This window comes from Pantoea sp. Fr-CA_6 (assembly GCF_024520895.1).
Taxonomy (GTDB): Bacteria; Pseudomonadota; Gammaproteobacteria; order Enterobacterales; family Enterobacteriaceae; genus Pantoea; species Pantoea agglomerans.
Window position 1 is genome coordinate 609,961 of sequence record NZ_JALNPO010000001.1, and the last position, 25,425, is coordinate 635,385.

Annotated in this window: 21 protein-coding genes and 1 pseudogene; 11 read left to right on the forward strand and 11 right to left on the reverse strand. The window is 54.2% G+C overall.

Features of this window, described 5'->3' with window-relative positions; genetic code table 11:
• Positions 1 to 1,143: 1,143 nt before the first annotated feature.
• Entirely contained in the window at positions 1,144 to 2,394 is a 1,251-nt protein-coding gene (gene icd, locus NR201_RS02955; protein WP_010246256.1) for an NADP-dependent isocitrate dehydrogenase, read from the reverse strand.
• Positions 2,395 to 2,498: 104 nt separating this feature from the next.
• Between icd and rluE the strand changes: the two genes are divergently transcribed.
• The 8 genes from rluE to NR201_RS02995 all read left to right on the forward strand — a co-directional run bounded on the left by rluE (position 2,499) and on the right by NR201_RS02995 (position 10,351).
• Positions 2,499 to 3,161 (forward strand): 23S rRNA pseudouridine(2457) synthase RluE, encoded by a 663-nt coding sequence (gene rluE, locus NR201_RS02960; RefSeq protein WP_256844264.1) that lies wholly within the window; start codon positions 2,499 to 2,501, stop codon positions 3,159 to 3,161.
• A gap of 44 nt (positions 3,162 to 3,205) precedes the next feature.
• On the forward strand, positions 3,206 to 3,679 hold the full coding sequence (locus NR201_RS02965) for an NUDIX domain-containing protein (RefSeq protein ID WP_010246262.1): 474 nt from the start codon (positions 3,206 to 3,208) through the stop codon (positions 3,677 to 3,679).
• 42 nt (positions 3,680 to 3,721) lie between these two features.
• Positions 3,722 to 4,834: a tRNA 2-thiouridine(34) synthase MnmA gene (mnmA, locus tag NR201_RS02970; RefSeq protein WP_010669869.1), complete on the forward strand. Its 1,113-nt coding sequence runs from the start codon at positions 3,722 to 3,724 to the stop codon at positions 4,832 to 4,834.
• 42 nt (positions 4,835 to 4,876) lie between these two features.
• On the forward strand, positions 4,877 to 5,518 hold the full coding sequence (hflD, locus tag NR201_RS02975; protein WP_010246266.1) for a high frequency lysogenization protein HflD: 642 nt from the start codon (positions 4,877 to 4,879) through the stop codon (positions 5,516 to 5,518).
• Positions 5,519 to 5,562: 44 nt separating this feature from the next.
• Entirely contained in the window at positions 5,563 to 6,933 is a 1,371-nt protein-coding gene (gene purB, locus NR201_RS02980) for an adenylosuccinate lyase (protein WP_010246268.1), read from the forward strand.
• 104 nt (positions 6,934 to 7,037) lie between these two features.
• Positions 7,038 to 7,706, forward strand: a complete 669-nt coding sequence (phoP, locus tag NR201_RS02985) for a two-component system response regulator PhoP (protein WP_010246270.1) — start codon at positions 7,038 to 7,040, stop codon at positions 7,704 to 7,706.
• Between the two features lie 2 nt (positions 7,707 to 7,708).
• Positions 7,709 to 9,169 (forward strand): two-component system sensor histidine kinase PhoQ, encoded by a 1,461-nt coding sequence (gene phoQ, locus NR201_RS02990; RefSeq protein ID WP_010246272.1) that lies wholly within the window; start codon positions 7,709 to 7,711, stop codon positions 9,167 to 9,169.
• 57 nt (positions 9,170 to 9,226) lie between these two features.
• The gene (locus NR201_RS02995; protein ID WP_010246274.1) at positions 9,227 to 10,351 is read left to right on the forward strand and encodes a cupin domain-containing protein; all 1,125 of its coding nucleotides are present in this window, start codon (positions 9,227 to 9,229) and stop codon (positions 10,349 to 10,351) included.
• 66 nt (positions 10,352 to 10,417) lie between these two features.
• On the opposite strand, the gene pepT is transcribed toward NR201_RS02995, so the two are convergent.
• The 5 genes from pepT to lolC all read right to left on the reverse strand — a co-directional run bounded on the left by pepT (position 10,418) and on the right by lolC (position 16,003).
• A complete protein-coding gene (pepT, locus tag NR201_RS03000) occupies positions 10,418 to 11,647 on the reverse strand; it encodes a peptidase T (RefSeq protein WP_010246276.1) in 1,230 nt (409 codons plus the stop codon).
• Between the two features lie 236 nt (positions 11,648 to 11,883).
• Entirely contained in the window at positions 11,884 to 12,717 is an 834-nt protein-coding gene (cobB, locus tag NR201_RS03005) for a Sir2 family NAD+-dependent deacetylase (protein WP_010246278.1), read from the reverse strand.
• A gap of 145 nt (positions 12,718 to 12,862) precedes the next feature.
• Positions 12,863 to 14,107, reverse strand: coding sequence for a lipoprotein-releasing ABC transporter permease subunit LolE (gene lolE / locus NR201_RS03010; RefSeq protein WP_022625849.1), 1,245 nt, complete (start codon positions 14,105 to 14,107; stop codon positions 12,863 to 12,865).
• A complete protein-coding gene (gene lolD, locus NR201_RS03015; RefSeq protein ID WP_010246282.1) occupies positions 14,107 to 14,811 on the reverse strand; it encodes a lipoprotein-releasing ABC transporter ATP-binding protein LolD in 705 nt (234 codons plus the stop codon). Before lolD ends, lolE begins: the two co-directional genes overlap by 1 nt.
• The gene (gene lolC, locus NR201_RS03020) at positions 14,804 to 16,003 is read right to left on the reverse strand and encodes a lipoprotein-releasing ABC transporter permease subunit LolC (RefSeq protein ID WP_010246284.1); all 1,200 of its coding nucleotides are present in this window, start codon (positions 16,001 to 16,003) and stop codon (positions 14,804 to 14,806) included. The genes lolD and lolC overlap by 8 nt, the downstream gene beginning before the upstream one ends.
• Positions 16,004 to 16,251: 248 nt before the next feature.
• Here lolC and NR201_RS03025 point away from each other — a divergent pair, with 248 nt between their 5' ends.
• Together NR201_RS03025 and mfd are read left to right on the forward strand one after the other, a co-directional pair.
• The gene (locus NR201_RS03025) at positions 16,252 to 16,461 is read left to right on the forward strand and encodes a hypothetical protein (protein ID WP_003849845.1); all 210 of its coding nucleotides are present in this window, start codon (positions 16,252 to 16,254) and stop codon (positions 16,459 to 16,461) included.
• Between the two features lie 228 nt (positions 16,462 to 16,689).
• Entirely contained in the window at positions 16,690 to 20,133 is a 3,444-nt protein-coding gene (mfd, locus tag NR201_RS03030) for a transcription-repair coupling factor (RefSeq protein WP_256849361.1), read from the forward strand.
• A gap of 144 nt (positions 20,134 to 20,277) precedes the next feature.
• Here mfd and NR201_RS03035 read toward each other — a convergent pair whose 3' ends face one another.
• From NR201_RS03035 to NR201_RS03045, 3 genes and pseudogenes are all read right to left on the reverse strand, one after another.
• Positions 20,278 to 20,820 carry a glycine zipper 2TM domain-containing protein gene (locus NR201_RS03035; protein ID WP_003849847.1) on the reverse strand — a complete coding sequence of 181 codons (543 nt, stop codon included), beginning with the start codon at positions 20,818 to 20,820 and terminating at the stop codon, positions 20,278 to 20,280.
• A gap of 478 nt (positions 20,821 to 21,298) precedes the next feature.
• Entirely contained in the window at positions 21,299 to 21,862 is a 564-nt protein-coding gene (locus NR201_RS03040; protein ID WP_256849362.1) for an Ail/Lom family outer membrane beta-barrel protein, read from the reverse strand.
• 578 nt (positions 21,863 to 22,440) lie between these two features.
• Positions 22,441 to 22,635: pseudogene (locus NR201_RS03045) on the reverse strand (hypothetical protein); the annotation flags it as partial.
• A 358-nt stretch (positions 22,636 to 22,993) separates the two neighbouring features.
• On the opposite strand from NR201_RS03045, the gene NR201_RS03050 reads away from it, so the two are divergent.
• Entirely contained in the window at positions 22,994 to 23,224 is a 231-nt protein-coding gene (locus tag NR201_RS03050; RefSeq protein WP_187505376.1) for a SymE family type I addiction module toxin, read from the forward strand.
• A 42-nt stretch (positions 23,225 to 23,266) separates the two neighbouring features.
• Here NR201_RS03050 and NR201_RS03055 read toward each other — a convergent pair whose 3' ends face one another.
• Both NR201_RS03055 and NR201_RS22675 read right to left on the reverse strand, forming a co-directional pair.
• The gene (locus tag NR201_RS03055; RefSeq protein WP_256849363.1) at positions 23,267 to 23,755 is read right to left on the reverse strand and encodes a hypothetical protein; all 489 of its coding nucleotides are present in this window, start codon (positions 23,753 to 23,755) and stop codon (positions 23,267 to 23,269) included.
• Positions 23,752 to 25,425 (reverse strand): VENN motif pre-toxin domain-containing protein (locus NR201_RS22675; RefSeq protein ID WP_306281203.1); only part of this gene is annotated, 1,674 nt, incomplete at its 5' end. The genes NR201_RS22675 and NR201_RS03055, both read right to left, overlap by 4 nt.

A 25,425-nucleotide genomic window follows, 5' to 3' on the forward strand; every position in this document is an offset into this window, starting at 1 on the left:
CCTTCTTAAGGTTCCGATTTAAGAATGCGTTTAATAAACTGACGTTTTTGTAATCGATTACAATAATATTAACAATCTACGTTCAGCGATAAAAATTGTGAACGAATTGATTGATCCCTCTCAAAGCCTGAGGGATTGATGTGAGCACCTGACTTTTTTATGAACCACTTAAAGTGCCTCACAAACAGTTCAGTTATTCAAAATTCTTATCCAATTAAGATTAATGAATAAGGGTGTGAAAGCGATTACAAATAGCGACCCCGCTGCATCGCGTCACTAATGACGGGCAATCTACGCCTCAACATCTCGATGAAATATGATCCTGATCAATGTTGCATATCGGGCAAATGAATGCGATTACACGCAAGTTTTAATTACTTGTTTTGCAAAGAGAATTATTATACAAAAAATGCTATTTGACACCCGATGTTATACATCAGAGCTTATCTGACTCGGTTTTATCAGGTTCAGTTACGTTGGGAATGGGGCAATCGAGTGATCAAAAACAGAAGGTGTTGAGGCAACGATTTTCCTGGATCCTATGCTTTCTTTTCCAGGTTGTACCCTGGCGTATCTTTATTACCGAAACGCATTCTGTGATGAAAAGCATTATGAACAGTATCCGGGTTCTTCCGCCTGCTTAACGGCTTCAACCGGAGAGACCAGCATCGTATTGTGGCTGAACGCTTTTCACTTTCAGCAGAACCGTTCTGCGCTAACAGATCTTTAGCCGCTGCTATGATGGCTGCTCTGACTAAATATCGGGTTCATTTCAGGCACACCATATCTCTTGCCATCATCTGATGCAGGATCAGGGTTACTTTACTCACAATGCAGTCTTTAAAGCGCGTAATAACAGTGAAATAACCTTGCCAGATGACAGTCAATATTCCACGTATAACGCTCTCTTTCTGAACGTCGTTATTGTGCACAAGGGCTCGATTATCAAAACTGCTGGGCCATAGCTCTCAGAAGATGACTGAATGTTACAAAAATGATCGCGGAGAGGAGTGGAGTGGAGGGTCGTGGCCCTGGAGCGGTTATTTTGAAATAGTTTTGGAGGAGTTTTGGGGAAAGAAGGCGTGAAATAAAAAGCCAACACGATTTTTACATTCGTGTTGGCTGTATGTTACGTAAAGCCGATTACATATTTTCGATGATCGCGTCACCAAACTCTGAACATTTCAACAGTTTAGCGCCATCCATCAGGCGTTCGAAATCGTAAGTCACGGTCTTGTTAGCGATAGCGCCTTCAACACCTTTAACAATCAGGTCAGCCGCTTCGAACCACTCCATGTGACGCAGCATCATTTCTGCGGACAGAATAATTGAACCTGGGTTCACTTTATCCTGACCTGCATACTTAGGTGCTGTACCGTGGGTCGCTTCGAACAGCGCACACTCGTCACCGATGTTGGCGCCTGGTGCGATACCAATACCGCCAACCTGCGCTGCCAGAGCGTCAGAGATGTAGTCACCGTTCAGGTTCATACAGGCGATAACGTCATACTCAGCCGGACGCAGCAGGATCTGTTGCAGGAACGCATCAGCAATCACATCTTTAACGATGATCTCTTTGCCGGTGTTCGGGTTTTTGAACTTCATCCACGGGCCGCCGTCGATCAGTTCGCCGCCGAACTCTTCTTTCACTAACTGGTATCCCCAGTCTTTGAAAGAACCTTCGGTGAACTTCATGATGTTGCCTTTGTGAACCAGGGTCAGTGAATCACGATCGTTAGTGATGGTGTATTCCACTGCCGCGCGCACCAGACGTTTGGTGCCCGCTTCTGAACACGGCTTAACGCCGATACCGCACTGCTCAGGGAAGCGAATTTTCTTCACGCCCATCTCTTCGCGCAGGAACTTGATCACTTTGTCCGCTTCGGCAGAGCCCGCTTTCCACTCGATACCGGCATAGATATCTTCGGAGTTTTCACGGAAGATCACCATGTCGGTCTCTTCAGGACGTTTAACCGGGCTTGGCGTGCCTTTGTAGTAACGTACCGGACGCAGGCAGACGTAGAGGTCAAGCTCCTGACGCAGGGCCACGTTCAGTGAACGAATACCGCCGCCGACCGGGGTGGTCAGTGGGCCTTTAATGGCCACGCGATATTCTTTGATTAAGTCGAGAGTTTCCTGTGGCAGCCAGACATCCTGGCCGTAGAGTTCAACTGACTTCTCACCGGTGTAAATCTCCATCCAGGAGATCTTACGCTCGCCGTTGTAGGCTTTCTTCACCGCCGCATCGACGACTTTCAGCATTACCGGGGAAACATCAACACCGATACCGTCACCCTCAATGTAAGGAATGACCGGATTGTTTGGCACTGTGAGCTTGCCCTGATTCAGGGTGATTTTCTGACCTTCCGCCGGAACAACTACTTTGCTTTCCATTAACCTCTCCTGGGCGTTTGTTAATGATTTGTAAGATGCGCGTCAATACTACTTGAATATTTCCGCCACGCCAATCACCGCAATTTCACGTTATAATGCGCCGAATGTTTCTGACTGCAAAGCCCATGCGAAAAACTTCTCAACGAATTCACCAGGATAAACGATTCAGCCGCCCGATGCGTGATGCGCGGCGTTCCCCTGCCCGCCCTCCGGCTCCGCGCCGCGTGATTCTGTTTAACAAACCGTTCGACGTGTTACCGCAGTTCACCGATGAAGCGGGCCGCCGAACACTGAAGGATTTTGTCAGCGTCGCAGAGGTTTATGCCGCAGGTCGCCTCGATCGCGACAGCGAAGGATTGATGGTGCTGACCAACGACGGCGCGCTGCAGGCTGCGCTGACTCAGCCCGGCAAACGCACAGGTAAGATCTATTATGTGCAGGTGGAAGGCGAGCCACAGGAGACGGATCTGCAGCCTTTGCGGGATGGGGTTAATCTGAAAGATGGGTTGACGCTGCCCGCTGGGGTAGAAAAAGTGGCTGAGCCTGAGTGGCTCTGGCCACGTCAGCCACCTATACGCGAACGTAAAAACATCCCGACGCAGTGGCTGAAAATCACGCTGTATGAAGGCCGTAATCGTCAGGTTCGCCGGATGACTGCCCACATTGGCTTTCCCACATTGCGATTGATCCGGTACGCGATGGGGAGTTATTCGCTCGACGATCTGGCTCCGGGCGCGTGGCGTGAACTCAGCGAAAGTGCGCTCTGAAAACCGGTTTTTTATAACCTCAGGTTAACAATTGCGGAGAAGTGATGTTTAAACCTCATGTTACTGTCGCCTGTCTGGTTCAGGCCGAAGGTGAATTACTGGTGGTGGAAGAGACGATTAACGGTCGCCCCACCTGGAACCAGCCCGCCGGGCATCTTGAAGCGGATGAAACTCTGCTGGAAGCCGCAGAGCGCGAACTCTATGAAGAGACCGGCATCGCCACGCCGATGCACTATTTCATCGCGATAAACCAGTGGATCGCGCCCGACAGTACGCCTTTTGTGCGTTTTCTGTTTGGCGTGGATCTGGCGGAAAAAGCGCCAACCCAGCCGCAGGACAGCGACATCGATTGCTGCTGGTGGTTGCCGCCAGCGCAGATTCTCACTGCCTCTAACCTGCGTTCGCCGCTGGTCGCGGAAAGCGTACGCCTGTGGCAACAGGGCACGCGCTACCCGCTACATCTGGTCAGCCCGTTCCGGTGGCCGTTTCACGAGGGTGCGCGCCTGCCTTCTGCATGATAGAATGCGCCGCCTGTTTTTTTATCGTAATGCGAGCGTGTCATGTCTGACAACAGCCAGAAAAAAGTGATCGTCGGTATGTCCGGCGGCGTCGATTCTTCCGTTTCCGCCTGGTTACTGCAACAGCAGGGTTACCAGGTTGAAGGCCTGTTCATGAAGAACTGGGAGGAGGACGATGGCGAGGAGTATTGTACCGCCGCGGACGATCTGGCGGATGCGCAAGCGGTGTGCGACAAGCTGGGTATGAAGCTGCACAAAGTTAACTTTGCCGCTGAATACTGGGATAACGTCTTTGAGCACTTCCTCGAAGAGTACAAAGCGGGCCGCACGCCCAACCCCGATATCCTCTGCAACAAAGAGATCAAATTCAAAGCGTTCCTGGAGTTCGCGGCTGAGGATCTCGGCGCAGATTTTATCGCCACCGGTCACTACGTGCGTCGTCAGGACGTGGCTGGCCAGAGCCAGCTGTTGCGCGGTCTGGATGGCAACAAAGATCAGAGCTACTTCCTCTATACCCTGAGCCACCAGCAGATCGCCCAAAGTCTGTTCCCGGTTGGCGAGCTGGAAAAACCGGAGGTGCGCCGCATTGCCGAACAGCTCGACCTTATCACCGCGAAGAAGAAAGATTCGACCGGCATCTGCTTTATCGGTGAGCGCAAATTCCGCGACTTCCTGGCGCGCTATCTCCCGGCTCAGCCTGGCGAAATCGAAACCACCGAAGGCCAGATCGTCGGTGAACATCAGGGGCTGATGTACCATACTCTGGGACAGCGTAAAGGCCTGGGTATTGGCGGCCTGAAAGAGAGCAAAGATGATCCCTGGTATGTGGTCGACAAAGATGTGGCGCGTAACCGCCTGATTGTCGCCCAGGGCGGCGATCATCCGCGTCTGATGTCCGTCGGCCTGATTGCGCAGCAGCTGCACTGGGTTGATCGCCAGCCGATTACCGCCCCGCTTCGCTGCACCGTGAAAACCCGCTATCGTCAGACCGATATTCCCTGTGAGATTATCCCACACGGCGACGATCGGATTGAGGTGCGTTTCGACGAGCCGGTTGCAGCGGTGACGCCGGGTCAGTCTGCGGTGTTTTACCTTGGTGAGGTCTGCCTCGGTGGCGGTATTATCGAACAGCGTCTGCCGTTAGTGGCGGAGTAAGCGGGCTCAGCCCGCATTGATGACGCGTAAACAGGAGTAACCGTGGCGAAAAATTATCAGGAAATTACGCTGGCGCTGGCGGGCATCTGTCAGTCGGCCCATCTGGTGCAGCAGCTGGCTCAGCAGGGTCACTGCCAGCCGGAGGCGCTGACCGTATCGTTGCGCAGCGTGCTGGACCTCAATCCTGGCTCAACGCTGGCGGTGTTTGGCAACAATGAAGCCAACCTGCGCCTCGGACTTGAAACGCTGATGGCGGTGCTGAACAGCAGCAGTCGTCAGGGTGCAGGTGCAGAGCTGACGCGTTACACCCTGAGCATGATGGTGCTGGAGCGCAAGCTCAGCGCCAGTAAAACGGCCATGGCGACGCTGGCCCAGCGCATCACTCAGCTGGATCGCCAGCTGGCGCATTATGAACTGGAGTCAGACACCATTCTCAGCGCGATGGCTGCCATCTATGTGGATGTGATCAGCCCGCTTGGCCCGCGTATTCAGGTCACCGGTTCGCCTGCGGTACTGCAGAATACGCAGGTACAGAGTAAAGTGCGCGCCACCCTGTTAGCCGGTATCCGTGCTGCCGTATTGTGGCAGCAGGTCGGTGGTGGCCGACTGCAACTGATGTTCTCGCGTCAGCGTTTGCTGCGTGAAGCGAAAACCCTCTTATCCCGGCTGCCACTGACTTACTAAGTCGGTGCGGCAAAACACTGCTAAATGATTCAGGAGTTGCACTGATGGAATTATCCTCTCTGACCGCCGTCTCACCTGTCGATGGTCGTTACGGCGATAAAGTCAGCCCGCTGCGTGCGATTTTCAGCGAATTCGGTTTGCTGAAATTCCGCGTTGAGGTTGAAGTTCGCTGGTTACAAAAACTGGCCGCGACCGCAGAGATCAAGGAAGTTCCTGCATTTGATGCCGACGCAAACGCTTTCCTTGATGCGATTGTCGCCGGTTTTTCCGAAGAAGATGCCGCGCGCATCAAAACCATTGAGCGCACCACCAACCACGACGTCAAAGCGGTTGAGTATTTCCTGAAAGAGAAAGTTGCCGACGTCCCTGCCCTGCATGCTGTTTCTGAATTTATCCACTTCGCCTGTACTTCTGAAGATATCAACAACCTGTCGCACGCCCTGATGCTGGAAACAGCCCGTCGTGACGTGATCCTGCCTTACTGGCAGCAGCTGATTACCGCTGTGAAGGATCTTGCCAGCGAATATCGTGACATTCCGCTGCTCTCCCGCACCCACGGCCAGCCGGCTACACCGTCGACGATGGGTAAAGAGATGGCGAACGTCGCTTACCGTCTGGAGCGTCAGTTACGTCAGCTGAAGCAGATTGAAGTACTGGGCAAAATCAACGGCGCTGTAGGGAATTACAACGCCCACATTGCCGCCTATCCCGAAGTGGACTGGCATGCGCTGAGCGAGAACTTCGTCACCTCGCTGGGGATCACCTGGAACCCTTACACCACCCAGATTGAGCCGCACGACTATATTGCCGAAATGTTCGACTGCATCGCCCGCTTTAACACCATCCTGATCGATTTCGATCGCGATATCTGGGGTTATGTGGCGCTTAACCATTTCAAACAGAAGACCATTGCGGGCGAGATTGGCTCGTCGACCATGCCGCACAAAGTGAACCCAATTGACTTCGAAAACTCCGAAGGCAATCTGGGCCTGGCGAACGCGGTAATGCAGCATCTGGCCAGCAAACTGCCGGTCTCACGCTGGCAGCGCGATCTGACCGACTCCACCGTGCTGCGTAACCTCGGCGTGGGCGTCGGTTATGCGCTGATCGCCTATCAGGCGACGCTGAAAGGCATCTCGAAACTGGAAGTGAACCGCGATCGTCTGCTGGACGAACTGGATCACAACTGGGAAGTGCTGGCAGAACCGATTCAGACGGTAATGCGCCGTTATGGCATTGAGAAGCCTTATGAAAAGCTGAAGGAGCTGACGCGCGGTAAACGCGTCGATGCCGCCGGCATGCAGGCCTTTATCGACAGCCTGGCGCTGCCGGAAGAGGAAAAAGTCCGTCTGAAGCAGATGACGCCTGCAAACTATATTGGCCGCGCTATCCAGATGGTTGACGATCTGAAATAATGCCCGCCGCAGACCGGCCCAGTCCGGTCTGCGTTAACATCTTGTTTAATACATTTCGCGTATACTTTCTGCAGGTTGACTCAAACAGAGTGTAAGGAATTTCTATGCGTGTTCTGGTTGTTGAAGACAATGCCCTGCTGCGCCATCATCTCGCCGTCCAGTTACGTGACATGGGCCATCAGGTCGATGCCGCCGAAGACGCCAAAGAAGCTGACTATTTTCTTCGGGAACATCTGCCCGATATCGCGCTGGTGGATCTCGGCCTGCCGGATGAAGATGGTATGTCTCTGATTCGCCGCTGGCGCAGCGATGCCGTGCGCCAGCCGATTCTGGTGCTGACCGCCCGTGAAGGCTGGCAGGCCAAAGTTGAGGCGCTGGAAGCCGGTGCGGATGACTACGTCACCAAACCGTTTCATATTGAAGAAGTCGCGGCACGCCTGCAGGCGCTGATGCGTCGTAACAGCGGACATGCCTCGCAAATCATCGATATGGCCCCGTTTCAGGTTGATCTCTCCCGCCGTGAACTGACGGTCAATGAACAGCCGGTGAAGCTCACTGCTTTTGAATACACCATTGTCGAGACGCTGATCCGTAACGCGGGCAAAGTGGTAAGCAAAGACTCGCTGATGCTGCAGCTCTATCCTGACGCTGAACTGCGTGAAAGCCACACCATCGATGTCCTTATGGGTCGTCTGCGCAAAAAAATTCTGGCGTTGCATCCTACTGACGTGATCGCCACCGTGCGTGGCCAGGGCTACCGCTTTGATCTCTGACCATGTCCTGGTTTAATCGTTATCGCCCTATTTCGCTGCGCGCCCGCTTTCTGCTGGCCTCCGCAGCGATCGTCCTCTTCCTCTCACTCTCCTATGGCATGGTGGCGGTGATTGGCTATGTGGTCAGTTTCGATAAAAACACCTACCGCGTGATGCGCGGCGAGAGCAACCTGTTCTTTACGCTGGCGCAATGGCATGACAACAAACTCACCATCGCCCAGCCGGAACGGATGACGCTCAACTTCCCGACGCTGGTATTTATTTACGATGAGCACGGCAAACTGTTGTGGCAACAACGCGACGTGCCAGAGATCCGCAAGAAGATCCGCCGTGAATGGCTGCTGAAGCCTGACTTCTACGAGATTGATACCAGTAACCGTACCAGCATGGTGGCAATGGGCAATAACCTGAATGCTCAGCAACGACTCAACGACTGGGACAATGACAGCAACGATACCTTTACCCACTCGGTCGCCGTTAACCGTTACGATGCCACCACGAATCTGCCCGCGCTCACCATTGTGGTGGTCGACTCTATCCCGCAGGAGTTGCAGCATTCTGATGTGGTCTGGTCGTGGTTCAGCTATGTGCTGGCAGCCAACCTGATACTGATCATTCCGTTGCTGTGGCTGGCGGCGCACTGGAGTCTGCGGCCGATTGGCGCGCTGACACAGCAGGTGCGCGAACTGGAGACCAGCCAGCGCGAAAATCTGGCGGATAATCCGCCGCAGGAACTGCGCAGTCTGGTGCGTAACCTCAATCTGCTGCTGACCAATGAGCGACAACGCTATACCCGCTATCGCACCACGCTTTCAGACCTGACCCACAGTCTGAAAACGCCGCTGGCCGTGTTGCAGAGCACCCTGCGCTCGCTGCGCAACGGCAAGGAACTGACGGTGGAACAGGCTGAGCCGGTGATGCTGGAGCAAATTAGTCGAATCTCGCAGCAGGTCGGTTATTATCTGCATCGCGCCAGTATGCAGGCCGATCACAATCCGCTGCAGCGCGATCTGCATTCCGTTTCCGGTCTGCTCGACAAGCTCTGCTCAGCCCTGAATAAAGTCTATCAGCGTAAAGGCGTGGCGATTTCGCTGGATATCTCACCGGAGCTGACCTTTGTTGGCGACCAGAATGACTTTATGGAAGTGCTGGGCAACGTGCTCGATAACGCCTGCAAGTACTGCCTGGAATTTATCGAAATCAGCGCTTTTCAGAGCGAAAATGCACTCCATCTCTATATTGACGATGATGGTCCGGGCATTCCCGAGAGCAAGCGCGATTTAGTGTTTGTCCGGGGTCAGCGCGCCGACACCCTGCGTCCCGGTCAGGGACTGGGTCTGGCGGTGGTGCGTGATATTCTTGAGCAATATGAGGGCAACGTCATCGCCTCCGGTAGCGCACTCGGCGGAACACGCATGGAAGTGGTCTTTCAGCGCCAGGAAGTCGAACATCGCCGCGAGTAGAAAACCCTCAGGGCTGTTATACTTGCTGGCATTTACAGCCCTAAGCGGAACCCTTTTATGGACTATCAGCTCGATATTAACTGGCCCGATTTTATTCAGCGTTACTGGCAGAAACGCCCGGTAGTGCTGAAGCGTGGTTTTAAAAACTTTGTCGATCCTCTTTCACCGGATGAACTGGCCGGTCTGGCGATGGAAAATGAGGTGGATAGCCGCCTGGTCAGCCATCAGGATGGCAAATGGCAGGTCAGCCACGGCCCGTTCGAGAGCTATGATCATCTGGGTGAAAACAACTGGTCGCTGCTGGTACAGGCGGTCAATCACTGGCATGAAGCCTCTGCCGCACTGATGCGCCCTTTCCGTTTCCTGCCTGACTGGCGTGTTGATGACCTGATGGTGTCGTTTGCCGTCCCTGGCGGCGGCGTCGGTCCCCATTTTGATCAGTATGATGTCTTTATTATTCAGGGTGCCGGTCGCCGTCGCTGGCGCGTCGGTGAAAAGGTGCCGCTGAAGCAGCACTGCCCGCACCCGGATCTGCTGCAGGTTGAGCCATTCGACGCCATCATCGATGAAGAGATGGAGCCGGGTGATATTCTCTATATTCCGCCGGGGTTCCCGCATGAAGGCTACTCGCTGGAAAACGCCCTGAACTACTCCGTGGGTTTCCGTGCCCCCAGCGGACGCGAGTTAATCAGCGGCTTTGCGGATTACGCGCTGGCCAATGAGCTGGGCAGCCTGCGCTTCAGCGATCCGGATGTCCCTGCACGTGATTGCCCGTCGCAGATTCTGCCGCAGGAGATTGAAGGCGTACGTCAGTTGATGCTGGATGTGGTCAATCAGCCGGAGCAGTTCGCTCAGTGGTTTGGCGAATTCATTTCCCAGTCACGTCACGAACTCGATGTCGCGCCACCGGAACCGCCTTACCAGCCTGATGAAATTTATGATGCGCTGCAACAGGGCGATACCCTGAGCCGGCTAGGTGGCCTGCGTGTCCTGACGATTGGCGATGCGGTCTATGTCAACGGTGAGCGGGTTGAGTGTTCACATCCCGATGTGATGGCGGTCCTGGCGCGCCACTATCGCATCACACTGGACGATCTGGGCGATGCGCTGGATGACCCGTCGGTACTGGCGCAGATCGCCGATTTGGTCAATGCCGGTTACTGGTACTTCGGCGACGAATAATCTGAGCTGATACTGAATCAGGCTCTCTTGCCGCCGTGGCAGAGAGCCTTTTTTGTGTCTGCGGGTTTAATTCTTCTTCTGCGCCGCCAGCTCTGACAGCCGCACAATCACTTCCACCGATTTCGCCATGATATTCAGCGAAGCAAACTCATGCTTGCCGTGATAGTTATAGCCACCGGTAAAGATGTTCGGGCAAGGCAGCCCTTTCCACGACAGCGCCGATCCATCCGTACCGCCGCGAATCGGTTTCACTACCGGCTCAATGCCGCAGTCACGCATCGCCTGTAAAGCCAGTTCGATGATGTGCGGGAACGGCTCAACCTTTTCACGCATGTTGCGATAGCTGTTGGTGATCTCGACGGTGACCGAACAGTCCGGGTGCAGGGTTTTGTTGATCTCTGCGGCAATCTGCAGCAGCGTCTGTTTACGCTGTTCAAAACTCTCCGTTTCGAAGTCACGAATGATATAGAGCATCTCGGCGTGTTCAACGCTGCCTTTGATCTGATGCAGATGATAGAAGCCCTGATAGCCGTCAGTATATTGCGGTTTTTCGCTGGCCGGGACCGCGGCATGAAACTGGTTTGCCAGATCCAGCGCATTGACCATCACCCCTTTGGCGGAGCCAGGGTGCACGTTGTTACCGACGATTTTTACGGTGGCCGAAGCAGCGTTGAAGTTCTCATATTCGAACTCACCCAGATCACTGCCATCAATGGTGTAGGCCCAGTCTGCGGCAAAGCCTTCCACATCAAAGTGAGAAGTGCCGCGACCAATCTCTTCATCGGGCGTAAAGGCAACACGGATCGCACCGTGCGGCGTATCGCTCGCAGCCAGTTGCGCCATTGCCGTCATAATCTCGGCGATACCTGCTTTATCATCCGCGCCCAGCAGGGTTTTGCCATCGGTGGTAATCAGCGTATGCCCAATCAGCTTGTGCAGCACCGGGAACATCACCGGCGAGAGAATTTCGTTGCCATTACCCAGCGCAATGTCTCCGCCGCGATAATTTTCAATGATCTGCGGATTCACATGTTTCGCCGTAAAGTCTGGCGAGGTATCCATGTGAGAGATGAAACCGATGACTGGCGTCGGCCAGTCAACATTGGCAGGCAGTGTGCCCATGACGCAACAGTGATCGCTTAAGGAGACATCGACAAAACCCAGTGCCAGCAACTCCTCCTGTAACTGACGCGCCAGCGTCCACTGCCCTTCACTGCTGGGCACCTGGCGCGCCTGCGGCTTAGCCTGGGTCTCAACGGCCACATAACTTAAAAAGCGCTCAAGTAACTGTTCCATATCCCATCCTTTAAAAGTGCCATCCGGTATTATTAACAGACCAGCCGGTTACAACGTTGCGTAAAATCATTCGCAGACAGGTTAGCGCTGTCGATAACCTTTGGGAAAGCAATAAGCCCGAAAAAAACGGCTGATTACGAGATTGTTGCGGCAAACCTCGCAATGTTGATAAACACCGGGCGGCTGGAATCAGCATGACGGGCAAGAAACGGCGAGGCGGCCATAGCCGCCCCTGCTTACTTATAAAGCGCGCGCAGCAGCTTATGCACAAACTCCGGCACCACTTCGCTCGCCAGGCCGTAATGCCGCTCGGCAAATTCGTTGCCCACCTGGCTTGGCTCCAGGTTCAGCTCAACAGTATGCGCGCCCTGCAGTTTGGCTTCATGGACAAAACCCGCGGCCGGATAGACATGGCCTGAGGTGCCGATAGCGATAAAGTAATCGGCCTGTTCCAGCGCCTGATAAATTTGCTCCATGCCCAGCGGCATCTCACCAAACCACACTACGTGCGGCCGCAGCGCCGAAGGGAACTGACAGCAGGTGCAGCGATCGTCCGGCGTGATATCACCGGTCCACTCAATGACCTGACCGCTGGTGACACAGCGCACTTTTAGCAGTTCACCGTGCATATGCAGCACCCGGCTGTTTCCGGCACGTTCATGCAGATTGTCGATGTTTTGCGTGACCAGCAAAAAGTTATCGCCTAATACCTGTTCCAGCTCCGCCAGTGCCAGATGGGCCGCATTAGGCTGAATCTCTGCCTCCTGCAATTGCTGGCGGCGCGCATTGTAAAAGCGCTGCACCAGCGCGGGATCGCGCTGAAATCCTTCGGGCGTCGCAACATCTTCTACGTGGTGCTCTTCCCACAGGCCGTCAGCGGCGCGGAAGGTCCGGATGCCGGACTCCGCTGAGATGCCTGCGCCGGTCAGCACGACAACATGCGGCTGAGGATGGGCGGCCAGTTCGGCCTGACGATCGCGCTCAAATATGCGCTGGCGAAAGCGCTGATGCACTTTTCTCCGGGTTTTCTTCAGGCGGGCAAGTCGTATGCGGCGACGTGGTGTACGCATAAAATCTCCTGGCGTAGCAGCTGCGGCGAGCCGCTCTAAACAGATTCCGGGTTAACATCACCCGATAGTAACGGTTGCTGAGGGCCGCGCCCAACAGCAAAGGTCTTAAACAGATGCGGCGCGAAAGGATTCGCGCCGCATTTTTTCACTGACCGCTTAATACCCGAGCCGGGTCAATGCGGCTGGCGCGTCTGGCGGGATACCAGCTCGCCAGCAGGCTCAGCAGAATCGCGGTAATCAATACTGAGAACACATCAATCCAGTGCAGTTCCGACGGCAGGAAATCAATGAAGTAGATATCACCCGCCAGCAGATGATGACCGGTAACCGACTCCAGCCCGCGCACCAGTGAGGTCAGATTCAGCGCCACCAGCACGCCCGCGATCACGCCGCTGACGCTGCCCAGCAGGCCTGCCAGCAAACCGTACCAGATGAAGATGGCGCGGATCAGCCGGTCTTTAGCACCGAGGGTACGAAGCACCGCAATGTCACTGCTCTTATCCTTCACCGCCATCACCAGCGTTGAGACAATGTTAAAGCAGGCGACGCCAATCACCAGCACCATCGCCAGATACATGATGGCGCGGATCATCTGAATATCGCGGTACATATAGCCGTAGGTGCCAATCCAGCTCTTGATGTAGACGTAGGAACGGGTCGCTTCACCGGCATCCCGCACCAGTTTGACCGCCTGGAACGGGTCGGTCATCTTCAGGGCGATGCCGGACACGCTGTCACCCATCTCCAGATAGTGCTGTGCATCGGCGAGTGGCACCAGCGCCAGGCTGTGATCGAGCATGCCGCTCAGTTGCAGAATACCGCTGACCTGAAGCCGGATACGTTTAGGCTGAAGCAGTTTGTTATCACCATCGTTGTTGGGGATCATGATGGTGATCCAGTCGCCCTGCTTCACGTTCAGCGATTTAGCAATGCCGCCGCCCAGAATGATCTGCTGCTTACCGGCGGCAAAAGAGGACCAGCCGTTATCTGCCACAAACTGTGGCAGGGCACTGAGACGCGGCTCCTGTGCCGGATCAACGCCCTTTACCTGCAGCGCTTCCAGCCGGGCGCCGCTCTCAATCAGGCCGGTGAAGTTCACATAAGGCGCTGCCGCCGCAATGCCGGGCACCTTTTCAATCGGGGCAATCATCGACTGCCAGTGCTGGAACGGCTGATTGACCGCCTCGATCTCGCCATGCGGCACCACCGCCAGAATGCGGTTGTTCAGCTCACGCTCAAAACCATTCATGGCGCTCAGACCGATAATCAGCACCGCCACGCCCAGCGCAATACCGATGGTGGAGATCACCGAAATCAGCGACACCATGCCGCCACGACGGCGGCCACGGCTAAAGCGCAGGCCCAGCAACAGGGATAACGACGAACCCATTACACCGCTCCTGCCATGGTGAGTTGATCGCTTAACTGACCATCACGCATCTCCATCTGACGCGTCATGCGTTTTGCCAGCATCAGATCGTGGGTCACCACCAGAAACGCGGTGCCCTGACGCACATTCAGTTCGCCCAGTAATTCAAAAATGGCATCGGCGTTGCGCGCATCGAGGTTACCGGTTGGCTCATCCGCCATCACCAGCCGTGGGCGGTTAACCAGCGCCCGGGCAATCGCCACGCGCTGGCGTTCGCCGCCTGACAGTTCTGAAGGCCGGTGCGCGGCGCGATGGTCCAGCCCGACCGCGGCCAGCATCTCACGGGCGCGATCCTGTGCTTCCGTTTTAGCGGTTTTGCCAATCAGCAGCGGCATCGCCACGTTCTCCAGCGCGCTGAAGTCCGGCAGCAGATGGTGGAACTGATAGATAAAGCCCAGCTCGCGGTTACGCAGCTCCGCTTTGGCCGACGAGGACATCGCATTCAGTGACTGGCCATCAAACACCACGTCGCCCGATGTCGGTGCATCCAGGCCGCCGAGCAGATGCAGCAGCGTACTTTTACCGGAACCGGAGCTGCCGACAATCGCTGTCAGTTCACCGGGCTGGAGGCTGAAAGCCACATTGCGCAGCACATCGGTCTGCACGCTGCCTTCCTGATAGCGTTTGCACAGGTCGCGGCACTGCAACAAAGGAGTGTTACTCATAACGTAAAGCCTCAGCAGGTTGAACGGCGGCAGCGCGCCACGAAGGATAGAGCGTAGACAACAGCGCCACAATCATGGCGCTGAGGGCGATGGTGACCACCTGCCACACATTAATATCAACCGGCAATGCGGCACCATCAAGGAACAGGCCAATCACCGGCATTAAGTTGTTGAGCTGGCTGGCCAGCAAGACACCGAGCAGCGTGCCGAGCAGCGTGCCGATAATACCGGCGCTGGCACCCTGCACCATAAACACCGCCACTATTTGCCGGCGCGTCAGGCCCTGGGTTTGCAGGATCGCCACTTCGCCCTGCTTCTCCATGATCAGCAGGCCTAACGAGGTGATGATGTTAAAGGCAGCCACGGCGATGATCAGGCTCAGCAGCAGGCCCATCATGTTCTTCTCCATACGCACTGCCTGGAAGAGATCGCCTTTGCGCTCACGCCAGTCTTTCCAGACCAGGCCCGCAGGCAGTGTCTGCTGACTCAGACTGTCGACCGACAGCGGTTTATCCAGCCACAGTCGCCAGCCGGTAATGTTACCGGCCGGATAGCGCATCACGCGCGACGCATCCTGAAGATTGACCAGAATCTGATAACCATCGACTTCGCTGTTAGCGGCATAGGTGCCCGCTACGGTAAACAGACGCTGACTTGGCACGCGTCCCATCGGGGTGAACTGGCTGACCGACGGCACCATCAGACGCAGTTGATCGCCACGTTTTACGCCAAGCTGGGATGCCAGCTGTTCGCCAAGGATGACATTATACTGCCCGGCCTGCAGCACGCTCTGCCGGGTATTGACCAGGAAAGGGGTAAGCGGATCTTTTTCAGCCGGCTCAATGCCCAGCATCACGCCAACGGAGACGCTGTGCGGGCTTTGCAGCACCACATTGGCGGTGGTCAGCGGCGCAATACGGCTGACACCCTGCAGATTCAGCGAGGTGGCGGGTTGCTGTTGTGGATTGAGACTGCCTTTGTCGCTGGTGATCAGCGCCTGAGGCATCAGGCCAAGAATATTGCCTTCGAGTTCACGCTCAAAACCGTTCATCACCGATAACACGGTGACCATCGCCAGCACGCCGAGCGTAATGCCAATCGTTGAGAGCCAGGAGACAAAGCGACCGAAGCGATCCGATGCTCGTCCGCGCATATAACGCAGACCGATAAATAGCGCGACAGGTTGATACATGGAATCCAGTAAGCCGTTGCCTGAAAATAGGTAGTGGGATGATAAAGGAGCGGCTGGCTTTATGAAACCTCTAACCCTCTGAGTCGGCAGCAAAGTTGCATCCGGATGCGTCACTTTGCGCGCCAAAGCAGCGGAATAGCCGATAAAGCCGCCGCTTATTGGCTGATTATTCAGCGTCCAGGGGGGTAGACTACAATCAGTACCATGATCACGGGTGATTTATTGCCGGGCAGTATGAGGTAGCGACCATGTTGAAATTTCCCAAAGGCAGCATCGTTAAACATAAATCCGGGGAGATCAGAGGCGAAATCATCAACGTCTTTGAGCAGGGAAACGCACCAGCCGGCTACTACGTTAAGTGGGACGACGGTAACCTCAGCTATCATCCTGAGCAGGAGTTATCCTGGGCGAATATCGACCGCCCACGCATGCATTACACACAGCAATCCATAAAATAAAATGCCCGTTTAACCCCGTCGCTGCATGGCGACGGCGGTTTTTTCTGATCCCTTGCCAGACTCCGTCTATCCTCTCTTTATCCGCACGATTACCGCTGACGCCCGGTAATGGCTGACCGATCCCCTGGTTCAGCGCGGCGCGGCAGGAAAATTGTGCCGCAGAGGTGATCCCCCTGACATAATATGGAATGATTACGTCCTGGAAAAATGGAGCAACCCCGAGATCCCATGCCCGAACAGACTCGTTATACCCTGCCCGTTAAATCCGGCGATCACCGTCAGCTCGGCCAGCTCATAGGCGCGGCGCACGCGGTGGAGTGTGCCAGCATTACCGAACGACATGCTGGTCCGGTGTTAATGATTACACCCGATACCCAAACCGCTCTGCGTCTGCTGGATGAAATCCGCCAGTTTACCGATCTGCCGGTGGCGCACCTTGCCGACTGGGAAACGCTGCCCTACGACAGCTTTTCGCCGCATCAGGATATTATCTCCGCCCGCCTGTCGACCCTCTACCAGCTGCCGGTGATGCAGCGCGGTATGCTGATCATGCCGGTCAACACCCTGATGCAGCGCGTCTGCCCGCACAGTTTTCTGCACGGCCATGCGCTGGTGATGAAGCAGGGACAAAAACTGTCACGCGACCGGCTGCGCGACCAGCTTGAGCAGGCCGGTTATCGCCATGTCGATCAGGTGATGGAGCACGGTGAATACGCCACGCGCGGCGCCCTGCTCGACCTGTTCCCGATGGGCAGCGATCAGCCCTACCGCATCGACTTTTTCGATGATGAGATCGACAGCCTGCGTCTGTTCGACGTCGACAGTCAGCGCACGCTGGAAGCGGTCCCCGAAATTAACCTGCTGCCTGCGCATGAGTTTCCCAGCGACAAAGCCGCCATTGAGCTGTTCCGCAGCCGCTGGCGTGAAACGTTTGATGTGCGCCGTGAGTCGGAGCATGTCTATCAGCAGGTCAGCAAAGGCACGTTGCCAGCGGGCATCGAATACTGGCAGCCGCTGTTTTTTGAGCAGCCGTTACCCAGCCTGTTCAGCTATCTGCCCGACAATACCCTGATTGTGAACTGCGGCGATCTTGAAGGCAGCGCCAGCCGCTTCTGGCAGGATGCCGAGGCGCGTTATGAAAATCGCCGCGTTGATCCGATGCGCCCACTGCTGGAGCCGGTCACCCTGTGGCTGCGTCCGGATGCATTAATGGGGGAGCTGAAAGCCTGGCCGCGCATCCAGATGACCAATGAGGTGCTGCCCGCCAAAGCCGCGAATACCAACCTCGGTTATACCCCGCTGCCTGACCTGACCGTTCAGGCGCAGGCAAAAGCGCCGCTCGATCATCTGCGTCAGTTTATTGAGACCTTCAGCGGCACCATGGTCTTCTCGGTCGAAAGTGAAGGCCGCCGTGAGAGCCTGCAGGATCTGCTGGCCCGGATTAAACTGCGTCCTCAGCCGGTGCACCGCTTCGATGAGGTCGGCGAAGAGCGTTTCCGACTGATGATCGGCGCCAGCGAGCGCGGTTTTATTGATACCCAGGGCAACCGGGCGCTGATTTGCGAAAGCGATTTGCTGGGCGAACGCGTCAGCCGTCGCCGTCAGGATACCCGTCGCACTATCAATCCGGACATTCTGATTCGAAACCTGGCGGAGCTGCATCCCGGCCAGCCGGTGGTGCATCTGGAACACGGTGTGGGTCGTTATATTGGCCTCACCACGCTGGAAGCCGGCGGCATTGAGGCGGAATACCTGATGCTCTCTTACGCCAACGACGCCAAACTTTATGTGCCGGTTTCATCGCTGCACCTGATCAGCCGCTACGCAGGCGGTGCCGACGATAATGCACCACTGCACAAACTGGGCAGCGATGCCTGGTCACGTGCACGGCAGAAAGCGGCTGAGAAAGTGCGTGATGTGGCAGCTGAACTGCTGGATATCTATGCTCAGCGCGCCGCCAAAACCGGCTTTGCCTTTAAGCATAATCGCGAGCAGTATCAGCTGTTCTGCGAAAGCTTCCCGTTTGAAACCACCCCGGACCAGGCGCAGGCGATCAACGCGGTGCTGAGTGATATGTGCGAGCCGCTGGCGATGGACCGTCTGGTGTGCGGCGACGTTGGTTTCGGTAAAACCGAAGTAGCCATGCGCGCGGCGTTTCTGGCGATTGAGAACCATAAACAGGTGGCCGTGCTGGTGCCGACCACCCTGCTGGCACAGCAGCATTACGACAACTTCCGCGATCGCTTCGCCAACTGGCCGGTTCGCATTGAGATGCTTTCCCGTTTCCGTACTGCCAAAGAGCAGGCGCAGGTGCTGGAACAGGCCAGCGATGGCAAGATCGACATCTTAATCGGCACCCATAAGCTGCTGATGAGCGATCTTAAATGGCACGATCTCGGTCTGCTGATTGTCGATGAAGAGCACCGTTTCGGGGTGCGTCACAAAGAGCGCATCAAGGCGATGCGCGCCGATGTGGACATTCTGACGCTGACCGCAACGCCAATCCCTCGCACCCTGAATATGGCCATGAGCGGCATGCGCGATCTCTCGATCATCGCCACGCCGCCTGCCCGCCGTTTAGCGGTGAAAACCTTTGTCCGTGAATTTGACGATCTGGTGATCCGCGAAGCGATCCTGCGTGAGGTTCTGCGTGGCGGACAGGTCTACTATCTCTACAATGACGTTGAAAATATCGAGAAAGCGGCGCAGCGTCTCAGCGAACTGGTGCCGGAAGCGCGTGTCGCTATTGGCCATGGTCAGATGCGTGAGCGTGATCTGGAACGGGTGATGAACGATTTCCACCATCAGCGTTTCAACGTGCTGGTCTGTACCACCATTATCGAAACCGGTATCGACATTCCGACCGCCAATACCATCATCATTGAGCGGGCCGATCACTTTGGCCTGGCGCAGTTGCATCAGCTGCGTGGTCGCGTCGGGCGTTCGCACCATCAGGCTTATGCCTGGCTGTTAACGCCGCATCCGAAGTCAATGACCGCCGATGCGCATAAGCGGCTGGAGGCGATCGCTTCACTGGAAGATCTGGGAGCCGGTTTTGCGCTGGCAACACATGACCTGGAGATTCGCGGTGCTGGCGAACTGCTGGGTGATGAGCAGAGCGGACAGATGGAGACGCTGGGCTTCACGCTTTATATGGAGCTGCTGGAGAATGCGGTCGAGGCGCTGAAAGCGGGTCGCGAGCCGTCACTGGAAGATCTCACCAGCAACCAGACCGAGGTGGAGCTGCGGATGCCCGCCCTGCTGCCCGAGACCTTTATCCCGGATGTCAGTACCCGTCTTTCACTCTATAAACGCATCGCCAGCGCGGAGGCTGAAGAGGAGCTGCAGGAGCTGAAGGTTGAGATGATCGACCGCTTTGGCCTGCTGCCCGATCCGGCGCGTAATCTGCTGGATGTGGCGATTATCCGGCTGAAAGCCCGCGCTGTCGGTCTGCGTAAGATCGAAGCCAGCGACAAAGGCGGTTATTTCGATTTTGCGCCGAAGAACAACGTGGATCCGGCATGGCTGATAGGCCTGCTGCAGAAAGAGCCTCAGCAGTGGAAGCTGGACGGTCCGACACGACTGCGGTTTACCCGTGAGCTATCGGAAAGAAAGGTGCGGCTTGAGTGGGTGCAGGGATTCGTTTCGCAACTGGCTCAACGGCAGGCGTAACACCCTGCCCGTGCGTTGATGAGCTAACCGGTTAAGCGCCGGTTAGTTTGCCGCAAAAAAAGGCGCATCCTGAGATGCGCCTTTTTCATTACTGCTGTATTACGTTGTGCTGTGTGGCCGCGTGAGCGGCAAAGCTTTGCCCAATTACGCCTGATCGCCGTTGAGAACCAGCTGACCATTGCGATCCAGTGGAATACGCGTGCCGGGGTCATTTTCCATACGGATTTTACCCTGCTGATCGCCTATTTTATAGGTCACGTCATATCCCAGTTTTTTCTCTTGTTTGTCGTAAACGGTTTTGCAGCGCTGTTCGGTTGTGGTGTAGGTATCCCGATCCTGCAGTCCGCCCTGGACCTGATTACCGGCATAACCCCCCGCTACCGCACCTGCTACTGTCGCCACATCTCTGCCGCGACCGCCACCAAACTGGTGACCCAGCACTCCACCTGCCACTGCACCTAATACAGACCCGGCAAGACGGTTTTCATCCTGCACGGCCCGACGGTGAGTCAGAGTGACATTACGGCACTCCTGACGAGGCTGTTTAATGCTCTCTTTGATTGGCGTTGCAGACAGTACCTGAGCATATTGAGGACCGCGATCAAACACGTTCATGCCTGCTACGGCTGCAACACCCAGAGCTGCTGCCACACCAATACCGATACCCGCTAACATTGATTTATTCACAGGAAGTTCCTCCTGAAAAGTGTTACCGCGCAATCCTGCTGCTAAAGCATCCTCGTTAACTGAGGTATAACCGGCGTGCGCGACGCGCCGTGTTTGTTGAGATGAAGTTTTACAGATGGACCGAAAATGCAACATCAGATAAATGGAGGAAATTGGTCACTTTGCTATCAGGACCAGTTTTTAGGAGAGTTCTGAGGCTGGAAAAGCAGCAGCGATAACCCGGCCACAAAGAAGATAACAACTTAAAAAACAGTCAGATAGTTGCCGCTACAATGCATTTTAGCAACTGAGGTGCGCCAGGGTTATGATCGGGGCTGCCCCGTTTGCTTACCACATTTACGGCATCGGGGAGCATGCGCCACGTATGCGGTTGTTACTTTAAGCGGGGGAGTACGGGGAGTTCGTGATTTTTTGATGTCGGGATTGGCAGGCTAAGCATTCCGGTCAGTTAACCGGAATGCTTGATCATCTCAACGGCTTAAAACCGATAACCTACAGCGATGTTAAAACCATTGATGGCAACATCTTCGTTATATTTTACGCGAGTACCTTCATAGCCAACACTCACAGAGAGGTTGCTGATAGGATTAACGACAACGCCAGCGCCATAGGCAAAAGAGGTTTTATTTTCGCTATATTCTTCGGAGTAGACTCCGGGAAAAGTCACGTTCTCATCCACTTTGGTATGGGCAACACCAATTAATCCATAGAAGCTGATGTAGTCATTGATGCGATATGCAGGACCTGCCATCAGTGAGTAATATTTCACTTTGGTTTTTCCATCATATCCGCTGACATCGCTATAAATATCTTCTCGCTCAGAAAAACTTTCATCGCCTTTCATGTAGCTGAATGAGCCAATCACACTGAGAGGAGACTCCCATTCATAGCGATACTGAACGTTGACGCCACGGATATTTTTAAAGTCTTCAACCTTGCTTTGTGCATATCCAACCGAGACGGTGTGATTATCAGCCAGCGCATTGCTGCCCACGAGAAGACCGCCACACAGTAATGCCAGCATCGTCATTTTAGAGGTCATGTAGTTAATTCCTTTTCATAATTTAACATTATTTCCCTGCGCTTAACGCAGGACTTCGTTCCCTGAATCACCAATACCCGACGGACAGGATAAATTTTTATCTATCCGCCTGTATCGGACAGGAATTTCATGTAGCGCTCCGCGCCTGATGTTCAGATCGGTCGGAGAGCATCTATTCATACCCGGTTTTTTTTAAACAAGCTGGCCTGAGTGAATGTGAAACTTAAACGCCAGCCTTATTAAATGGCACTTCGGCCATTTAATTTAGGTTAAGTAAAGAATTTAACCACAGGATTCATCCTGGCGATTAGTTATCAATCAATTCTTAATGGCACTATTAGACCAAAAAGAATTAGAGGTATCAAGACCGAGTTGCCATAAAAAAGCAAAACCCCTGAAAACCATTACGGCACATACATCCAGAAAATTATCCTGCCTTATACAATCCATTAACGCAGATTATTAACTGACCTTTATATCCACAACCCGTTAAAAGACTAAGTTACAGTTCTATTTACCCCACCCCTGAAAACAATGAAAGCATTCGGAAAGATAACACCTGTATTTTCCCAAAAAGCGTTACTTTCAAGCTGACTTGCAATACTGCCGCTGGTGCTCATGCCCATGCTCTGGTGCTCGGTTTTATAGTACGCGTGGTTCTCAATTTTGCTGAAGCCCAGCGTGTCGGTGTCGAAACGGTTTTTATCGGCGGTGGCGGTGGAGTCTATCACCGCACCCTTCTGCCAGGTGTGCTCACGCGCTGTCACGTCAAAACGGTGTCATGTCGCAACCCTTATTACCGTTTTTGGTGGATATATGGGCGTAACGCGGAAGACAGAATAAAAGCTGGTTAACGCGGATTCACAGCATGAAAGCCAACCCGTAACAGTTAATACAGAAGGCTACGGGAAGAAGAAATGAATGAAAGCCAGACCGGAGAAAAACAATCTGGTTTTCAGAGACAGCTCGCAATTTATTACTTAGCTTTTAGCGAGTTTACCCGGCAGGTGGTGTATATTTAAACAGGTAAAACAGAGCAGGAAGAGCGTAACGAGAGATTTTTTAGCACGGGCTGAAGGTGGTGGAACACCAACAGCCCGCTGACCACAACCAACTATCGAGGAGTTGATCATGGCTGACACGCATCATAAGTCAGAAACCCGCACGCCCACAACCGCCGCCAGCGGAACGCAGGCACATTATTACAAAGTTGGATACCGGCCTAATAAGGGCCAGCCGAACCCGCTGCCGCAGCTCACCATCAAAGGCCGCTGGCTGGAAGCACTGGGATTTACGACCGGGCAGAAGATCGAGGTGATCACCGGGCCGGGACAGTTGATCATCCGGCTGGCTGGGGAGTGATCGGCAGATAAAAAATCCCGGCGCTGTGCGGCCGGGATTTCTTCAGTGACTTAATGAGTAAGCTTTTACAAAATCATTATACGTTTCATGAAGATGGTAAAATTTTGCATCAGGATCATCTTTCAATTCTTCATATCTTTTCATTAGCTTTTTGAATAATCCCTCAGGTGCAGGATAAGGATCTGTCTCATTTTTTGCACAGTAAAAATAGAACAGCGCCTTTTCAAGCTCAGGAATGCTTACGCTTTCAGTTTCATTTAAAAGATAATTAAATGCAAACGACCATTCATCCTCAGATAAAAGTAAATCATTAAGACAGAGCGCTTTAAAAAAAGAACTGTCAACATTCTTTGTCTTCAGTGTCTTTTTACACATATCTTCAGCTAATCCAATATCTATTGAAAAAAGAGCATTGAGGTAATCAACCACCTCACTAACTGGATCTTCAAAAGATTCAATATCGGCACAGCCATTAATTAAATAGCTGTTTATACCTTTTATTAAAGCTTCTTTATCCTTATTGCTTATCATTTGAATGCTCCTGTTTTAACAGTAGCTAATCGCTTTGATCCATCAGGTAGAAGTTTCCACGTCGCATATATCCTGACATTTCCACCTGGACCAGAGACTACAATAGATGTTTCTCGATTAGATGGTGTAACACCACTCGCAGAATTCAATAAGTTATCCATAATCATGGCATTGTTCTTTGCATTATCTTGTATCCCTGCATTATTCAAAACTCGAGCCATTTCTTGTGATCTTTCAACATTATAAATTTGATCATTGAGCTTGTTAAGTTTCTCTCTCGCACCAAGTGTTTTAGCAAACTCTTTCTGATTGCTAATCTGCAAATCCTTTAATGAGTTATATTCTTTCTTCAATAACTCCAAATCACCAGACGCTTTTCCACGCATATACAGTTCAATTTTATCAACAGGTATTTTTGCATCGCCTTTTACAGCAGTGATGTGATTTTTCCCATTAGCATCTGGAAGTGAGCTAACTTCAAAACTATTAGACAACCGTTGTTTACCAGCCAGAGCTTCTATCTTACTGGCCGCAGCAGAACCTATTACCGGCGTCATCGAAGCGGCAACAATTTTCATCCCATCATAAGTCGAGACGTATTGCTCGGCCTTTGCCTTGTCCAGACCAAACTGCGTCATGGCATAGTTAACCATCGCATCCTTAACCTGCTGCTGATTCTGCGCATCAACACTGGTGATATTCAGCAGGCTGACGATCTGCCCGTAAGCATCCGGATACATATCGCTGACTTTGTTATTGTAGTTTCCGGTTTCATACTCATTTTTGGCCGAATAAGCTTCGAGCCTTGCCGAAGCACATCCGGGACTGGCAGCCCTGCCATTACCACAGGCATCCATCACTTTCTTATCACGACTGATGTCTTTCTCACGAAGGTCGTTTATCTTCTGCTGTGCCTGCTCACGCTCTGCCGGGTCGTTGCTCCTGAGTTTTTGCTTCGCTATCTCAAGCTCTGTCTTTTCGTTAACGTGCAGCCAGTTATTCTCAACCGCATTTTTACCCGCCTGCGCGCCCGCCACCGCACCGCCCGTGCTGTCTCCGGCCACGCCGCCCGCAAGGCCCGCCGCCAGCGTCCCCAGCGCGCTGATGGTCTGCCGCTGCTCCTCACTGAGGTCTTCGCGCTTAACTCCCGGATACATCTGCTGCGCAATATATTCGCCCATCGCCGCGCCAGAAGCACCCGCAAGTGCAGGATTACCCGACGCGTATGACGTCACCGCGCCCACTACCGCGTGTGCAATCAGGTTCGCCTGAACGTTCACCACCTCTTTGCCGTCCGGGCCTTTCGTGGTCGTCAGCGTATGTATCTGCTCCGCCAGGTACGGCGCGGCCGCCCCGCTCACCGCCTGGGCAATGTTGCCGCCCGCCAGCCCCTGTATCGCCGCCGTCGCCGCGCTGATACCCTGCTGCACCGGGCCGCCGGTTCCCATTCCGCCGGCCAGCATCTCCCGGTTGTACAGCGTCTGATAGACCTGTCCGGTGATGTCGGCCGCGGTCGGCTCCTGACCCGGGTTCGCTTTGCGCCACTGCGCTTCGGCGTCCCTCTTCTGGTCCGGCGAGATGTTCTCCATCTTTTCCGTGGCCGCTCTGGTCGCCGCAATCTCGCCCTGCGTCCGCGCGATGTCGCCCGCCTGACTGCCGATTTCCGCCAG

What these genes read in the sequence shown, in the direction of transcription:
- icd (WP_010246256.1), bottom strand. Translation starts at nt 2,394, where the DNA reads ATGGAAAGCAAAGTAGTTGTTCCGGCGGAAGGTCAGAAAATCACCCTG.
- rluE (WP_256844264.1), top strand. Translation starts at nt 2,499, where the DNA reads ATGTTTCTGACTGCAAAGCCCATGCGAAAAACTTCTCAACGAATTCAC.
- NR201_RS02965 (WP_010246262.1), top strand. Translation starts at nt 3,206, where the DNA reads ATGTTTAAACCTCATGTTACTGTCGCCTGTCTGGTTCAGGCCGAAGGT.
- mnmA (WP_010669869.1), top strand. Translation starts at nt 3,722, where the DNA reads ATGTCTGACAACAGCCAGAAAAAAGTGATCGTCGGTATGTCCGGCGGC.
- purB (WP_010246268.1), top strand. Translation starts at nt 5,563, where the DNA reads ATGGAATTATCCTCTCTGACCGCCGTCTCACCTGTCGATGGTCGTTAC.
- phoP (WP_010246270.1), top strand. Translation starts at nt 7,038, where the DNA reads ATGCGTGTTCTGGTTGTTGAAGACAATGCCCTGCTGCGCCATCATCTC.
- phoQ (WP_010246272.1), top strand. Translation starts at nt 7,709, where the DNA reads ATGTCCTGGTTTAATCGTTATCGCCCTATTTCGCTGCGCGCCCGCTTT.
- NR201_RS02995 (WP_010246274.1), top strand. Translation starts at nt 9,227, where the DNA reads ATGGACTATCAGCTCGATATTAACTGGCCCGATTTTATTCAGCGTTAC.
- pepT (WP_010246276.1), bottom strand. Translation starts at nt 11,647, where the DNA reads ATGGAACAGTTACTTGAGCGCTTTTTAAGTTATGTGGCCGTTGAGACC.
- cobB (WP_010246278.1), bottom strand. Translation starts at nt 12,717, where the DNA reads ATGCGTACACCACGTCGCCGCATACGACTTGCCCGCCTGAAGAAAACC.
- lolE (WP_022625849.1), bottom strand. Translation starts at nt 14,107, where the DNA reads ATGGGTTCGTCGTTATCCCTGTTGCTGGGCCTGCGCTTTAGCCGTGGC.
- lolD (WP_010246282.1), bottom strand. Translation starts at nt 14,811, where the DNA reads ATGAGTAACACTCCTTTGTTGCAGTGCCGCGACCTGTGCAAACGCTAT.
- lolC (WP_010246284.1), bottom strand. Translation starts at nt 16,003, where the DNA reads ATGTATCAACCTGTCGCGCTATTTATCGGTCTGCGTTATATGCGCGGA.
- NR201_RS03025 (WP_003849845.1), top strand. Translation starts at nt 16,252, where the DNA reads ATGTTGAAATTTCCCAAAGGCAGCATCGTTAAACATAAATCCGGGGAG.
- mfd (WP_256849361.1), top strand. Translation starts at nt 16,690, where the DNA reads ATGCCCGAACAGACTCGTTATACCCTGCCCGTTAAATCCGGCGATCAC.
- NR201_RS03040 (WP_256849362.1), bottom strand. Translation starts at nt 21,862, where the DNA reads ATGACCTCTAAAATGACGATGCTGGCATTACTGTGTGGCGGTCTTCTC.
- NR201_RS03050 (WP_187505376.1), top strand. Translation starts at nt 22,994, where the DNA reads ATGGCTGACACGCATCATAAGTCAGAAACCCGCACGCCCACAACCGCC.
- NR201_RS03055 (WP_256849363.1), bottom strand. Translation starts at nt 23,755, where the DNA reads ATGATAAGCAATAAGGATAAAGAAGCTTTAATAAAAGGTATAAACAGC.